The 13,194-nt window shown below is 58.5% G+C and carries 14 protein-coding genes; 6 read left to right on the top strand and 8 right to left on the bottom strand.

Annotated elements, in window-relative coordinates:
* Positions 1 to 39: 39 nt before the first annotated feature.
* From WCY31_RS06325 to WCY31_RS06310, 4 genes are read right to left on the bottom strand one after another with little or no spacing between them, the layout of a single operon-like run.
* The gene (locus WCY31_RS06325) at positions 40 to 816 is read right to left on the bottom strand and encodes a TatD family hydrolase (RefSeq protein ID WP_345973730.1); all 777 of its coding nucleotides are present in this window, start codon (positions 814 to 816) and stop codon (positions 40 to 42) included.
* Entirely contained in the window at positions 813 to 2,372 is a 1,560-nt protein-coding gene (locus tag WCY31_RS06320) for an AAA family ATPase (RefSeq protein ID WP_345971459.1), read from the bottom strand. Before WCY31_RS06320 ends, WCY31_RS06325 begins: the two co-directional genes overlap by 4 nt.
* Positions 2,369 to 3,235 carry an NAD(+)/NADH kinase gene (locus tag WCY31_RS06315; RefSeq protein WP_345971458.1) on the bottom strand — a complete coding sequence of 289 codons (867 nt, stop codon included), beginning with the start codon at positions 3,233 to 3,235 and terminating at the stop codon, positions 2,369 to 2,371. Before WCY31_RS06315 ends, WCY31_RS06320 begins: the two co-directional genes overlap by 4 nt.
* 52 nt (positions 3,236 to 3,287) lie before the next feature.
* The gene (locus WCY31_RS06310) at positions 3,288 to 4,052 is read right to left on the bottom strand and encodes a TIGR04219 family outer membrane beta-barrel protein (RefSeq protein WP_345973728.1); all 765 of its coding nucleotides are present in this window, start codon (positions 4,050 to 4,052) and stop codon (positions 3,288 to 3,290) included.
* A 349-nt stretch (positions 4,053 to 4,401) separates the two neighbouring features.
* Between WCY31_RS06310 and aspS the strand changes: the two genes are divergently transcribed.
* The 5 genes from aspS to WCY31_RS06285 are packed head-to-tail and all read left to right on the top strand — an operon-like array spanning position 4,402 to position 9,302.
* Complete coding sequence (gene aspS, locus WCY31_RS06305; RefSeq protein WP_345973726.1) at positions 4,402 to 6,162, top strand: aspartate--tRNA ligase; 1,761 nt, start codon at positions 4,402 to 4,404, stop codon at positions 6,160 to 6,162.
* Positions 6,159 to 6,734, top strand: a complete 576-nt coding sequence (locus WCY31_RS06300) for an adenylate kinase (protein WP_345971454.1) — start codon at positions 6,159 to 6,161, stop codon at positions 6,732 to 6,734. Before aspS ends, WCY31_RS06300 begins: the two co-directional genes overlap by 4 nt.
* Positions 6,735 to 6,745: 11 nt before the next feature.
* Positions 6,746 to 7,393 (top strand): adenylate kinase, encoded by a 648-nt coding sequence (adk, locus tag WCY31_RS06295; protein ID WP_345971452.1) that lies wholly within the window; start codon positions 6,746 to 6,748, stop codon positions 7,391 to 7,393.
* A 50-nt stretch (positions 7,394 to 7,443) separates the two neighbouring features.
* Positions 7,444 to 8,184 carry a competence/damage-inducible protein A gene (locus WCY31_RS06290; protein ID WP_345971450.1) on the top strand — a complete coding sequence of 247 codons (741 nt, stop codon included), beginning with the start codon at positions 7,444 to 7,446 and terminating at the stop codon, positions 8,182 to 8,184.
* Complete coding sequence (locus WCY31_RS06285) at positions 8,181 to 9,302, top strand: metallophosphoesterase (protein ID WP_345973724.1); 1,122 nt, start codon at positions 8,181 to 8,183, stop codon at positions 9,300 to 9,302. Before WCY31_RS06290 ends, WCY31_RS06285 begins: the two co-directional genes overlap by 4 nt.
* Here the strand turns inward: WCY31_RS06285 and WCY31_RS06280 are convergent, their stop codons facing one another.
* Together WCY31_RS06280 and WCY31_RS06275 are read right to left on the bottom strand one after the other, a co-directional pair.
* Entirely contained in the window at positions 9,303 to 11,003 is a 1,701-nt protein-coding gene (locus WCY31_RS06280; protein WP_345971447.1) for a potassium channel family protein, read from the bottom strand.
* Between the two features lie 4 nt (positions 11,004 to 11,007).
* Positions 11,008 to 11,385, bottom strand: a complete 378-nt coding sequence (locus WCY31_RS06275; protein ID WP_231018017.1) for a DUF6394 family protein — start codon at positions 11,383 to 11,385, stop codon at positions 11,008 to 11,010.
* 111 nt (positions 11,386 to 11,496) lie between these two features.
* Here WCY31_RS06275 and WCY31_RS06270 point away from each other — a divergent pair, with 111 nt between their 5' ends.
* Complete coding sequence (locus WCY31_RS06270) at positions 11,497 to 11,697, top strand: hypothetical protein (protein ID WP_345971446.1); 201 nt, start codon at positions 11,497 to 11,499, stop codon at positions 11,695 to 11,697.
* Here the strand turns inward: WCY31_RS06270 and htpX are convergent.
* Positions 11,694 to 12,566: a zinc metalloprotease HtpX gene (htpX, locus tag WCY31_RS06265; protein ID WP_345973722.1), complete on the bottom strand. Its 873-nt coding sequence runs from the start codon at positions 12,564 to 12,566 to the stop codon at positions 11,694 to 11,696. The genes WCY31_RS06270 and htpX overlap by 4 nt on opposite strands.
* Positions 12,566 to 13,045, bottom strand: a complete 480-nt coding sequence (locus WCY31_RS06260; RefSeq protein WP_345973720.1) for an ankyrin repeat domain-containing protein — start codon at positions 13,043 to 13,045, stop codon at positions 12,566 to 12,568. The genes htpX and WCY31_RS06260 overlap by 1 nt, the downstream gene beginning before the upstream one ends.
* Positions 13,046 to 13,194: the final 149 nt, after the last annotated feature.

Below are 13,194 nucleotides of genomic sequence, written 5' to 3'. Positions count from 1 at the left end.
CCCCTCTTTTTTGGCTTATTATAACATAGTGCCCTGTTGTTAGAAAATGCCGAAAAGCCGCGAGGCGTTCCGGGTCGTTACCGCCTCGACCGTCTCGACGGGCATGTCGAGCAGCTCGCCCATTTTTGCGGCAACCAGTTTCGTATAGGCCGGTTCGTTGCGCTCGCCGCGGTGCGGATGGGGCGTCAGATAGGGGCCGTCCGTTTCGATCAGGAGGCGCTCTTTCGGGATGTTTGGCAGTACCTGCACCAGCTTGCGCGCGTTCTTGAAGGTCAGCACCCCGCCGATGCCGAAATAGAAGTTCTGGCCGGCGAGCACCAGAAGCTCTTCGTCGGCGTTATAGCAGTGCAGGACGCCCCCGACACGTGATGCCCCCTCCTCTTCGAGGATGACGCGCGCATCATGGCTGGCGTTACGAATATGCACAATCAGCGGTTTGCCGTAGGCCAGCGCGATGCGGATTTGGGCCCGGAACACCTCGGCCTGTTTCCGTTTCTCTTCGGCCTGCTCCTCCTCACTACCTTCGAGCCGGAAATAGTCAAGCCCGCACTCGCCTACCGCGACGCATTTGGGGTGGTTGAGGAATTCGTCGAAACAGGCCGTGTCAAAGCCGTCAAGATCGTAGGGGTGAATACCGACGGCGAAGAAGACGTTCTCATGCGCTTCGGCGATCGCGATGGCCCGAGGCAGGGTCTCGACATCGGCGCCGGGGATGATCAGGCCCTCGACGCCCTCGCGTTCGGCGCGCTCGAGCACCGCATCGAGGTCCTCTTCGTAACGCTCATCGTCGAGATGGATATGGGTGTCGATGATCACGAGACGACCCTTTCGGCGCTGACATGGGCCGTCTCCAGCAGCTCCGTGGCCAGATGGCGGGCTTTCTCCGAAACCGATTCGCCACTGACGATCCGGGCGATCTCCTCCATCCGCTCTTCCTGCGTGGCCAGTTCCCGGACGTGGCTGTGCTCGCTTTTGGTGACGATGAAGTGCTGTTCGCCCATGGCGGTCAGCTGGGGCTGGTGGGAGATGACAAGGATTTGAAAGTGGCGGCTGAGGGTCCGCAGCACCCGGGCAACGCTCATGGACTCCTCGCCGCTGAGGTTGGCGTCGATCTCGTCAAGCATCAACACGCCCTGCTGCCCCTGCATCCCTTCGGACTTGACCGCCAGGAGCGCAAGCCGCAAACGGTTGAACTCCCCGGCGCTGATCTGCTGCAGCGGCGCGCCCTTGAGCTGCAAGGAGGCGCGGTCCTGCCCCTGCGGGCCGAAATCGCCGTGGGTCAGTGTCACTTCCGCACCATCAAGGTAGAGTTGGTGCAGATAGCCGTTGATGGAGTCGTTAAGCGTGTACAAGGCGCCGCTGCGGGCAAGGGAGATCTGCGCGGCGCTCTGCGTCAGGGAGGTGTAGAGGGTATTGAGTTCCTGCTGCAGCGCTTCGACATGCTCCTCCAGGGATTCGTAGACGTCGAGCTCTTTTTGTTTACTGTCGCGGTAGGAGAGCGCCTCCTCGATGCTGCCGTAGCGCCGCTTCAGTTCCGAAAGCGACTCCAGGCGGTTGAGGACCTGTTCGATATCGGTGCCCTCGAGGTCATCGAAACGCTCCTGGGCCGAATCGAACTGGGTCCGGAGTTCGTTCATCGTATCGTCGAAAAAGGCGCCGTCGATGTCCAGCGATTCGAGCACTTCGTTGACGATATGCTCATAATCGAAGATCTGCTGGGCATGGCCGATCTTCTCTTCGAGTTTCTCTTTTTTCGACAGGGACTTCTTGATCTCGAGCAAAGCGTCGTATTCGCCCGGTTCCGGACCGATCTCGTTGATCTTGTTGACTTCGAAACGGGCGAACTCCTCCTGCTCACGGAGTTTGCGTTCGTCCGATTTGAGGCGCTCCATCTCCTGCTCGAGATGCCTGAGCCGCAGATAGCCCTGGTGATAAAGACTGACGTGGTGCGTATGTTTCGCATCGGAAACGGAGACCGTCGCATCGATCAGCCCCAGCAGCGCGTCCGAATCGAAATCGCTGTAATCCTTCAGGCTCAGATGGCGCAGGTGGGTTTTACTGAGCTCCGCCACCGTCGCACGGGAGATGGCCTGGCTGTTAAAGAAGTAGCGCGCCTTCTCTTTCTTCACTTCCCGCAGCACGTTGGGGCTTTCATTGAGCAGCCCGCTGGCGCTTTCGTCGATCTGCCAGGAGACAACCGATTCGCTCAGGGCCGCGATGGGGTCATCAAGGCCAAACGAGGCGAGGATGGAACGCATAAAGACGGACTTTCCGCTGCCGCTGGGGCCCGAAAAGACGATGAGCCCCGGTTTGAGGTCAATGGAGACCTCTTCAAATGTAAGACAGTCGCGCAGATGGAAATGTTCGATCATCCTTCCCCCCAGTTCAGTTTTTCCTTGAGCACATCGAAGTAGTTGAAGGCTTTGCGGTGCAGGAGTTTGGCCGGCATATCGGCCAGAGAGATGCGGATGCTGTCCCCTTCGCCGAACTCGTACATATCCTGCCCGTCAACAACGGCCAGCGCGCTCTGGTCCGGTGTCCGGACTTCGATATCGTACTGCCCGGGCAGGACGACCGGCCGCTGGGTCAGCGAGTGCGGACAGATCGGTGTCAGGGCGAAGACCTTCGTCAAGGGGAAGAGGACCGGTCCCCCGGCGGAGAGGTTGTAAGCGGTCGAACCCGTCGGGGTGGAGATGATGACGCCGTCGCCGAAATAGGTGTTGAAGTTTTTGCCGTCGACGAAGGTCTCGACATGGATCATCTTGGAGATGGAGGGACGCGTGATGACGATGTCGTTGAAGGCGACGACACGCTTCTCCCCCGCCCCCGTCGTAATCACCGCCTGCAGCATCGCCCGTTCGTCGATACGGTACTCCCCGTTCTGAATCTGCGTCAGGATCTCATCGAGCTCGTCGAGCGCAACGTCGGCGAGAAAGCCGAGTTTCCCGGCGTGGATCCCCATCACGGGCTTGCCGAAACTGTGCGACCGGCGCACGGCGGAGATCAGGGTCCCGTCGCCGCCGATCGTGGCCAGCAGATCGCTCTCCCGGCAGAGGATATCAAACTGCTGCCCCAGAACGCCGATCATGCCGCCGCTGAGGTTGTCGATAAGCACTTCGATGCCATGGGCCTCGAATATCTGCTTGACCCGGTAGAAAACCTCTTTGAGTTCCGGCGTCGACGGCCGCAGGATAATGCCGACTTTTTTCAGTGAAATCTGCGCTGTTTCATTCATGGAACAGATTATACCACGCTGCGCATCGCCGCCGTGATTTCGAGTCAGATTGTTAAAAGTGCAGCGAACCTTCCAGGTAAAACCCCTTTAGCAGGAGATCGATCTTCGTGTTATAGCTCTTTTTTTGGAGCCAGAGCCGATGCATGCGATACCCCAGTTCGATCGACGGCTTGAAATGGGGCATGACCGTCTCGAAATCGTACCGCCCCGCCAGGCGGAAATCGTAGAGGGTGAAACTGCCTTCATCATAATAATAGTAGGAGAGTTCAACGGCTGCCGGCAGCTGCATGACGGGCATGCTCGCATGCAGGTAGAGCTGCGGCAGCGTCGTGACGTCACTTTCATCATAGTGAAAAGAGCTGTCGTCGATGGTATAGCGCGTCGTGACGTACTTGACGTTGATACCGGCATCCAACGATATCCAGGAGAGCATCTCCGCAAACGTATAGTAGAAGGTCGCGTCATACTCCTCCGCGCTCACCTTGTTCGGCGCATCCGCCTGGTAGAGGAAGGGTCCCCAGGTCACGGAGCTTTTTGTGCGCCCGTTATAGGCAATCGACGTGTATGCAAGGCGGAGGCTCGGCACGAAGGGCGAAACTTCCCTGGGCGTGACCTCTGCAAAGATGTAGAAGTTGTATTCATCCTTGTAGCCCAGGTCCCCGACGGAGCTGACGCTTCCCCCGTTTTCGCTATAGGTCAGATCCCCCGATGCCTTGGCGTACCACACCCCCGCCCCCGTTTCTACGTCGGCTTCAAAGGCCTGTAGCGCAGTCGCAAACAGTGCGAAAAGCAGTATTGGCTTCAAAAAAAATGTCACGGGGGTCCTTTAGCATGCAACGTAAACGCACTAAACGTGGCGGTCGTCACTCCGAGCAACACCGCCGCCGGGAGCGCTTTGTGGCGGCGATTATAACATTTACATATAAGTTTTACTAGTTTTTTTGTTACTTAACGTTTCACCAAGGATGGATAATATCGTTGTAGAGGCTTTGTGCGTAAACGGTTCACGCCGCCTGCACAACTGTCCGTTTTGTTCGGCGATCCGGCAGAAACATGCATTGAATGCCATCTTACCCCTGTCCTTTAGCAATGCTGAATCCCCTATGCGATATAATCGCGAAAATTTTTGCCGCAGGATTTTCCTGCGAGCGCAAGGACCCTACGTTTTGAGAAGCCATTACTGTACCGATTTAAACGAAAACAACGTCGGCGAGCGCGTCGAACTCGCCGGCTGGGCGAACAGTTACCGTGACCACGGCGGCATCATCTTTATCGACCTGCGTGACAAAACCGGACTGATCCAGCTCGTCTGCGACCCGGCGGACAACGCCGAAGCGCACCAGATCGCCAACGACGTCCGCGACGAGTTCGTCCTGATCGCCAAAGGGACCATCCGTCTGCGCGGCGAAGGGCTGACGAACCCGCGCCTCAAAACGGGGGCCATCGAGGTCGTCGTCGATGAACTCGTCATCGAGAACCGCTCCGCCCCGATGCCGTTTGTCATCGGCGACGAGAACGTCGGCGAAGAGACCAAGCTCAAGTACCGCTACCTCGACCTGCGTTCCACTTCCTCGTTTGACACCTTCAGACTGCGCTCCAAAGCGGCCATCGCGGCACGCAACGTCCTCGACGAGCTCGGTTTCCTCGAAGTAGAGACACCGATTCTGACGAAATCCACCCCGGAAGGTGCGCGCGACTACCTCGTACCCAGCCGTGTCCACGAAGGCGAGTTCTACGCCCTGCCCCAGTCCCCGCAGCTCTTCAAGCAGCTCCTGATGGTCGGCGGCTTCGACCGCTACTTCCAGATCGCGAAATGTTTCCGTGACGAAGACCTCCGCGCCGACCGCCAGCCGGAATTTACCCAGATCGACGTCGAGATGAGCTTCTGCGACCAGGAAGAGGTCATTGCCGTCGCCGAAAAGCTGATCGTCGGCATGTTCAAAGCCGCCGGCCATGACGTGCAGGCCCCTTTCCCGCGCATGCCGCACAGTGAAGCGATGGAGAAGTACGGTTCCGACAAGCCCGACATGCGCTACGGCCTGGAGATGGTCGACGTCATCGACATCTTCGAGCGCTGCGACAACGAGATCTTCACCGCCATCGCGAAGAACCCGAAACTCAACCGCATCAAGGCGCTCCGCGTTCCGGGCGCCGACCTCGTCTTCTCCAAGCGCGAGATGAAAAGTTTCGAGGATTACGTCCGCAAATTCGGCGCGAAGGGTCTTGGCTACTTCCAGATGAAAGAGGACGGCCTCAAGGGACCGCTGACGAAGTTCTTCTCAGACGAAGATATCCAGGCGATCATCGACCGTACCGAGCTTGAAGTCGGCGACGTCGTCTTCTTCGGCGCCGGCGATAAGCACACCGTCTGGGACTACATGGGGCGCTTCCGTATCTTTATCGCCGAGCACGAGAAGATGAACCTCGTCGACAAAGACCGTTTCGAATTCCTCTGGGTCGTCGACTTCCCGATGTTCGAGATCGACGAAGGACGCGTCAAAGCCCTGCACCACCCCTTCACGATGCCTAAAGACCTTAACCACGAGCACGTCGAAGACATCGAATCCATCGCCTACGACATCGTCCTCAACGGTGTCGAGCTGGGCGGCGGTTCCATCCGTATCCACAAGCAGGATGTCCAGGAGGAGATCTTCAAACTCCTCGGCATCGAGGAGGAGGAAGCCCAGGAGAAATTCGGTTTCCTCCTCGACGCTCTCAAGTTCGGTGCGCCGCCGCACGGCGGTTTCGCGATCGGTTTCGACCGCCTCATCATGCTGCTCGCCAAAAAGGACAGCATCCGCGACGTCATCGCCTTCCCGAAAACCCAGAAGGCCTCCTGTCTGCTTACCCAGGCTCCGAGCAGCGTCGACAACGCCCAGCTGCGTGAACTGCATATCCGCACCAGAGAATCCAAAAGCCAGTCATGAGTCGTAAAAAACTCTTTCTCATCATCGGCGCGCCCGGTTCGGGCAAAACGACCGATTGCGAAGTGATCGCCTCCCGCCACGCGGAGATCACCCACTACTCCGCCGGCGATATGTTCCGTGCGGAGGTGGCGACCGGCAGCGAACGCGGTCAGATCATCAAGGCTATCATCGACCGCGGCGAGATCGTTCCCATCAATATTGCGATCGAGACGATCGTCGGTGCGATCAAGCAGGCGCCGACCAGCGCGGTCATCATCGACGGCTATCCCCGTTCCATCGAGCAGATGGAAGCACTCGACGACTACCTCGCGGGCGAACCCGAGGTGGCACTGGCAAACGTCATCGAGGTTGTTGTCAGCGAAGAGATCGCCCGTGACCGCGTCCTCGGACGCGCACGCGGGGCGGACGACAACGAGGCGGTCTTTGCACGCCGCATGAAGGTCTACGTCGAGCCGCTGGCCGACATCCAGCACTTCTATACGCAAAAAGGGCTGCTGCACAAGATCAACGGCGAACGCGAACTCGCCCAGGTCGCGGACGAGATGCAGGCCCATATCGAAAGTTTAATTTAACAAGGAAAAGCATGAAAATCATTCTACTCGGCGCGCCCGGCGCAGGCAAAGGCACCCAGGCACAGTTTCTGACGAAGGCGTTCGATATTCCGCAGATCTCCACGGGCGACATGCTCCGCGCGGCGATCAAGGCGGGCACGGAACTGGGCAAGCTGGCGAAATCCTTCATGGATGCGGGCAAGCTTGTCACCGACGAGATCATCATCGGCCTCGTCAAAGAGCGCATTACGGAAGATGACTGCAAGAACGGCTTCCTGCTCGACGGTTTCCCGCGCACTATCGCCCAGGCAGACGCGCTGAAAGAAGCAGGCGTCGCCATTGACGCGGTGATCGAAATCGATGTCCCGGACTCCGAGATCGTCAGCCGCATGTCCGGCCGCCGCGCCCACCTGGCGTCGGGCCGTACCTACCACGTCGTCTACAACCCGCCGAAGGTCGAGGGTAAGGATGATATCACCGGTGAAGAGCTCGTGCAGCGCGACGACGACAAAGAAGAGGTCGTGCTTGACCGCCTGCGCGTCTACCACGAGCAGACCGCACCGCTGATCGGTTACTACACGGCGGAAGCCGAAAACAACAGCGCCGTCAAATATATCCGTATCGACGGTACCCAGCCGATCGACACGGTCCAGACCACGATCCTCTCCGCGCTGAAATAAGCGCCGGGCGGCTCCGCCCTCCTTCCCCTTTCAGACGCTATAATACCTCTATGAATACGCCACACTTCTATGCTGTCATTATCGGGACCGAGATCCTCAACGGCCGCCGCAACGACAGGCACTTTGCTTTTCTCAAAGAGGCCCTGGGCTCGTACGGGCACGCCCTATACGCCTCGCTGGTCATCAAAGACGACGCTTCCCTGATCGAAGCCACCTATCGCATGGTCCTCGCCGATCCGGATGCCGTACTGTTTAGTTTCGGCGGGATCGGTTCGACCCCCGACGACCTGACCCGTCCCATCGCGGCGAAGGTCTTTACCGATAAGCCGCTGCGGCGCCACTTCCAGTTCGAGCAGGACATTATCGAGCGTTTCGGCGACGAGGCCCGTCCCCACCGCATCCGTATGGCGGACCTGCCCGTCGGCGTCACCCTGCTCAAAAACCCCGTCAACAATATGTCCGGTTTTGCCCTGGAGAACCGCTACTTTTTCGTACCGGGCTTCCCGGAGATGGCACACCCTATGATCGAAGCCGCCATCAAAGGACACTTCTCCCAGCCCAAACACCTCCATCGCCGAACATTGATCGCCGAGACAAGCGAAAACACGCTGATCGACGTCATGAAAAAGGTGCCGGAGGCGATCGAGTTCTCTTCGCTTCCGATGCTACGAGACGGTGTCGCCCGTGTCGAGATCTCCGTCGCCGGCAGCGAAACCCCCGACGTTGACGATGCGTTCGCGCTCTTTACCGACTTTCTGCACGACGCAGAGATCGCCTTCCAGATCACATGATACGCTTTTTGCTTTTCGGCTTCGTGTTCACCGCCGTCATGGGCGCGCTGAACCTCTACGCCTACCGCCGTTTCTTGCGACGACTTCACTTCGGAACGCCCGGGGCGTGGAGGGCCGCCGCGCTTTTCCTCTTCATCGTCGAGGTCTTTTTCGTTTTTCAGACCCTGACCCACCTCCTGCCCGATTCGCCGCTGCTCTATTACCTGCTCAGCAGCAGCGTCGGCGTTACCTTCATCCTCTTCTTCGTCGCCCTCGTCTATGACCTGATGCATACGGCCGCGGAGCGCATCCCTTTTCAGCCCGAACGCCGCCGCTTCATCAAGATCGGCTTTGATCTCACGATGATCATCGCCGCCGTCAGTTACCTTCTTGATGGGCTGATCGGCGGTCTGCGCCGCCCGATGCTCCGTTTTGAACAGATCGCACTGGGCGAAACGGATGCGGAGCCCTTCCGTATCGTCCAACTCAGCGATATGCACATCGGCCTGGACATCCGCAGGGAGTTCGTTGAATCGTGCGTGACGCGCACCAATGCACTGCGCCCCGACATGGTCGTCATCACCGGCGACCTTGTCGACAGGAAGATCGAACACGTTGCCGCGGAACTCGAACCCCTCAAAGCGCTGCAGTCCCGCTTCGGGACCTTCTTCATTACCGGGAATCACGAATATTTCCACGGCGTGGAGGCCATTGTGGCGCACCTGCGCGATGCACTGGGTATTACCGTGCTTGACAATGAGAGCGTGAAGATCGCCGAGCGGTTCAACCTCGTCGGCGTCAACGACCTGATCTCCAAACGGATGGGGGTAATGCCCTACGACGTCGAAGCCGCTTTTGCGGAGTGTGACCCCGCCTTGAAAACGATCGTCCTCTCCCATCAGCCCAAAAGTACGCGGGTCATGCAGCACAAGGCGTACGACCTGATGCTTAGCGGCCACACCCACGGCGGGCAGATTTTCCCCTTCGGCCTGCTGGTGATGATCGACCAGCCCTACCTCGCGGGGCGCTACCGCGTCGATGCGGACAAACAGATCTATGTCAGCCGGGGCACGGGCTACTGGGGACCCCCGCTGCGGGTGCTCGCCCCCAGTGAGATCAGCGTGATCGATATCGTCTGATCAGCGTCCCGTATGCAGGCGGCAGCTGACGGAGGTGGCACAGCTTTTACCCTCGAGAACATACTGCAGCTCATAGAGATTCTCCATGCTGTAGGCGATATCCTCGAATGACTCCCTGTCCCCGGCAAACAGCAGCTGGTCGCCGATTTGAAGTGGCATCCCCGGGTCCGGAAGCAGAAAATCCTCATCGCCGCGCCGCAGGTAGAGCGCAACGGCGCGGTTGCAGTAGCGGTGATCTTTACGGCTGCGGAGCAGGATCTCCAGCTCCGCCGTTTCCCCTTTTTCCAGGTGGCGGCAGAGCGCGTATGCATGCTCTTCGTCGACGACGGTCTCCAGCTTGTCGGGATTGTCGCCGATGATCTGTTTGAGGGTGATGATGAGGCCGTCGCCCCACTCCGCCCCCTTGTTCTTGATCAGCTGCAGGAACCGTTCGCTGAGCGGCCGCGCGATGGCGATATAGGTCTGATTGATCAGCAGGTTCTTGACGATCGTCACCCGGTCGATGTCTGCGGCTTTGAAGACGCTGTCGTCGTGGATGTTGTTCTGACGGGCAACCGTAAAGATGTTGGGGTTCAGTTTCTTCGCCGCCATCACGATGCTCAGGTTGATAAAGTCGTCGTTCATGCCGGCGATGATGCAGGAGGCCTCTTTGACCCCGGCATCGAGCAGGAGTTTTTTGTCCTGCCCCTCCCCCACCATGATGTGGACATCGTCCTTGCGCATCTGGCGCACCTTTTTTGGGTTCGTTTCGATAAAGACGTACTCGATGCCGGCACGCTTGAGCGCGATGCGCAGCGCCTTGCCCATCCGGCCGTAGCCGCAGACAATGTATTTGCCCTCGGTGGGGATCATGTCACGGGGGTGCAGCTGCAGCGGTTCGCCGTAGATCCACTGCTCCAGCATCAGCAGCGAGGGGGCGCGCAGCCCCATGTACAGCCGCTTGGCCACGATTTTGAAAGGGTTTTCGACGATCTCGATCCCGATGGTATTGAGGTTCTCCGCATACTCCTCGTAGGTCGCCTCGACGATCACCTTCACGTGGGGATTGAGCAGTTTGGCCGCCATGGCCGTATGCAGGTTCATCGCATCGTCGCTGGAGAGGGAGACAACCGCCTGGCACAGGGGCTTGTTGACACCGGCCATGCGTAGCACGTCCGGGTCGTTGATGTCGCCGTGCAGCGCCGGGATCTCCAGCGTGTAGTTCGCCAGGACCATTTCGTCGATGCGCATCGCGTCGTTCTCGATAACGACGGACTGGATCCCTTCGTCGCTCAGTTTGCGGATAATGCTTTTGGCCAGGAGGTTGTAGCCGACGAAGATGATGAAAGGTTCGCGGATGCCGTGGATTTTGCCTTTGAACTTCGAGAGGTCGATCTGGGATGCGAGCACCTTGTCCTGCATCAGGGCAACGATGGCGCCGATGGCGTAGAACCACCCGATGACGGAGAGGTAGATGGAAAAAGAGACCCAGAGACGCTGCGGGTAGGTAAAGCTGTAGGGCGTCTCCCCGAAACCGATCGTCGACGCGGTATAGGTGACAAAATAGAAGGCGTCAAAGAAAGTCAGATGGTAGGGCCGTCCCTGCTCGTCCACGCCGGGGATAAGCACCATGCCCAGGATGGAGATGCCAAAGGTCGTGATCAGCACGAACATCGGCACCCGCAGGCGCCGGATGATCAGGAAAAGCGCGGTATTGTCCACGGCCTCAGCGCTTCGATTTGATGGTTTCCGCTGTGAAGAGGATGACGGAAACGATATTGGCGATCATGGCCCCGCCCGAGAGCGAGATGATCGCGACGACCACCTCCGTGTTCATGCCGACGACGTATTCGCCGAAGGCCCAGACCGACGCGGAGCTGATGAGCTGGATATCGGCCACCAGGCTCGTCGCCAGCAATACGGCGCCGATCTGCGTCTTGTCCCCCAGTTTGTAGACGGTCGCGATCAGGTTGAAGATAATCGCCGCGAAAAGCTCATACCGGCTGTGCTCGTCAATGACCGTCGGATCACCGTAAAAGAAACCGAAGTTCGTCGTCAGTGCGAGGATAATGAAGAAGCCGGAGATAACGTTGGACAGGTTCATAGACACTCCTTGGCAACCATTCTATTCTCCCCTTTTTTAAAAAGGCTTTAACCGTCATCCCCTATTTGACGCATCCTAAAAATTACTATATAATTTTGTATATAATTAATATTGGATGATATCATGAAGCCGAAAAATGAGATAACCCGCTCGCTCATCGTCGACAAAGAGGTCTGGAACGAAAGCATGAAATACGCGCGGCAGCGCTATAAGATGAGCCTGAGCAAAGTCGTCGAGCACCTGCTAGAAGAGTGGTTGAGCAAGGAAAAACGCAAGCCCCTCGAGAACGAGCGGCAGGAGAAGCTTTTTTAGCGGTAGTGGCGCTCGAAAGGTTTCGGACTGTTCCCCGTTTTGAGGAGTTCAAGGCGGGCGATGCGCTGCTCCGTCGTCGGGTGGGTGCGGAATAGCTCCCCGAAAGAGAGCCGTTTGCCGCCGAAGGGTGAGACGATAAAGAGGTGGGCGTTCTCCGGGGTCGCGCCCTGTACGCTGCCGCGGGTGTTGTAGGTCTCCAGTTTGCGCAAGGCCCGCTGCAGCCACTCGGGGTGCCCCGTGATCCGCGCGGAGCCGGCATCGGCCATAAACTCCCGGGAGCGGCTTATGGTCATCTGGATGACGCTGGCCGCCAGGGGCAGCAGTAGCGCCAATGCGATCATGACGATGGGGTTGCGCCCGCGGTTGTTGCCGAACATCGCCCCGAACTGCATCATATTGGCGATCATCGCAATGGCACCGGCAATGGAGGCGGCCACCGTGGCAATGAGCATATCCCGGTGTTTGACGTGGGAGAGCTCATGGGCCATAACGGCTTCGACCTCCTCATCGTCAAGCATCTGCAGCAATCCCTCGGTAATCGCGACGGCGGCGTGTGCCGGATCGCGCCCCGTGGCAAAGGCATTCGGGGTCTGCTCGCGGATGATATACATCGCCGGGACCGGAAGGTCCGCCTTGTGCGCGAGGGAGCTGATGATGCGGTAGAGGCGAGGGTTCTGCTCCGGCGTGACCGGTTCGGCGTGGTAGTGCCGCAGCAGCATCTTGTCCGAATAAAAATAGGCGTAGAAATTCATCCCGCCGGCAAGCAGCAGGCCGATCAGCGCCCCGTTCATGCCGCCGAAATAGCCGCCGAGCATCACGAACAGCACCGCCAGCGAGGAGAGAAGAAAGACGGTTTTGATCTGTTCCATCACTCTGCCCCCTCTTCCCCCAACAGGCCGAGCATCTGTTTGCGATGGGTTTTGCGGGCGTAATCGGCGCCGGTCAGCCCCAGCTTGTCCGTTATGGCGGTATCCGCTCCGTTCGCCATGAGAAGCTCGACGATCTCTTTGCGGTTATAGCAGACGGCGGCCATCAGCGGGGTAAAGCCGCTGGCCCGGCGGGTCTCGTTGACGTCGACCCCTTCAGCGATGATCTTGCGCACCATTGCCGGGTTGTTATAGGTGATCGCGACATCAAAAACGCTCACACCCTCATCATCGGCATCAAAGAGGTCCGCGCCCGCCCCGACCAGTAGTTCCAGCAGCTCATCGCTGCAGCGCAGGCGCAGCGCCTGGGCGATCACCGACTCCCCGTGCTCGCTTTTTTCATTGACGTCGGCGCCCTCTTTGAGGCTCTTCTTGACACCGAGATAGTCATCCGACTGCAGTAACGTCGACCAGTTGCTCATTGCTTCAATCCTTTGCGAAAGTATAACACCGCAACTTCTAACCGACAGCTTCGGTTTTGCATCAATGAAGCGCCTTAATACGCGCCTTAGAAAATCCCGCTGCCAAGTCAGATGCAGGGTTATCAGAGCTGGTCTGTGTTAGAATTCCG

This window comes from Sulfurimonas sp. HSL3-1, from assembly GCF_039645995.1.
GTDB classification, from domain to species: domain Bacteria; phylum Campylobacterota; class Campylobacteria; order Campylobacterales; family Sulfurimonadaceae; genus Thiomicrolovo; species Thiomicrolovo diazotrophicus.
The sequence above is the reverse complement of the archived record's forward strand: the minus strand, read 5'-3'. Positions and strand labels throughout refer to the sequence as shown.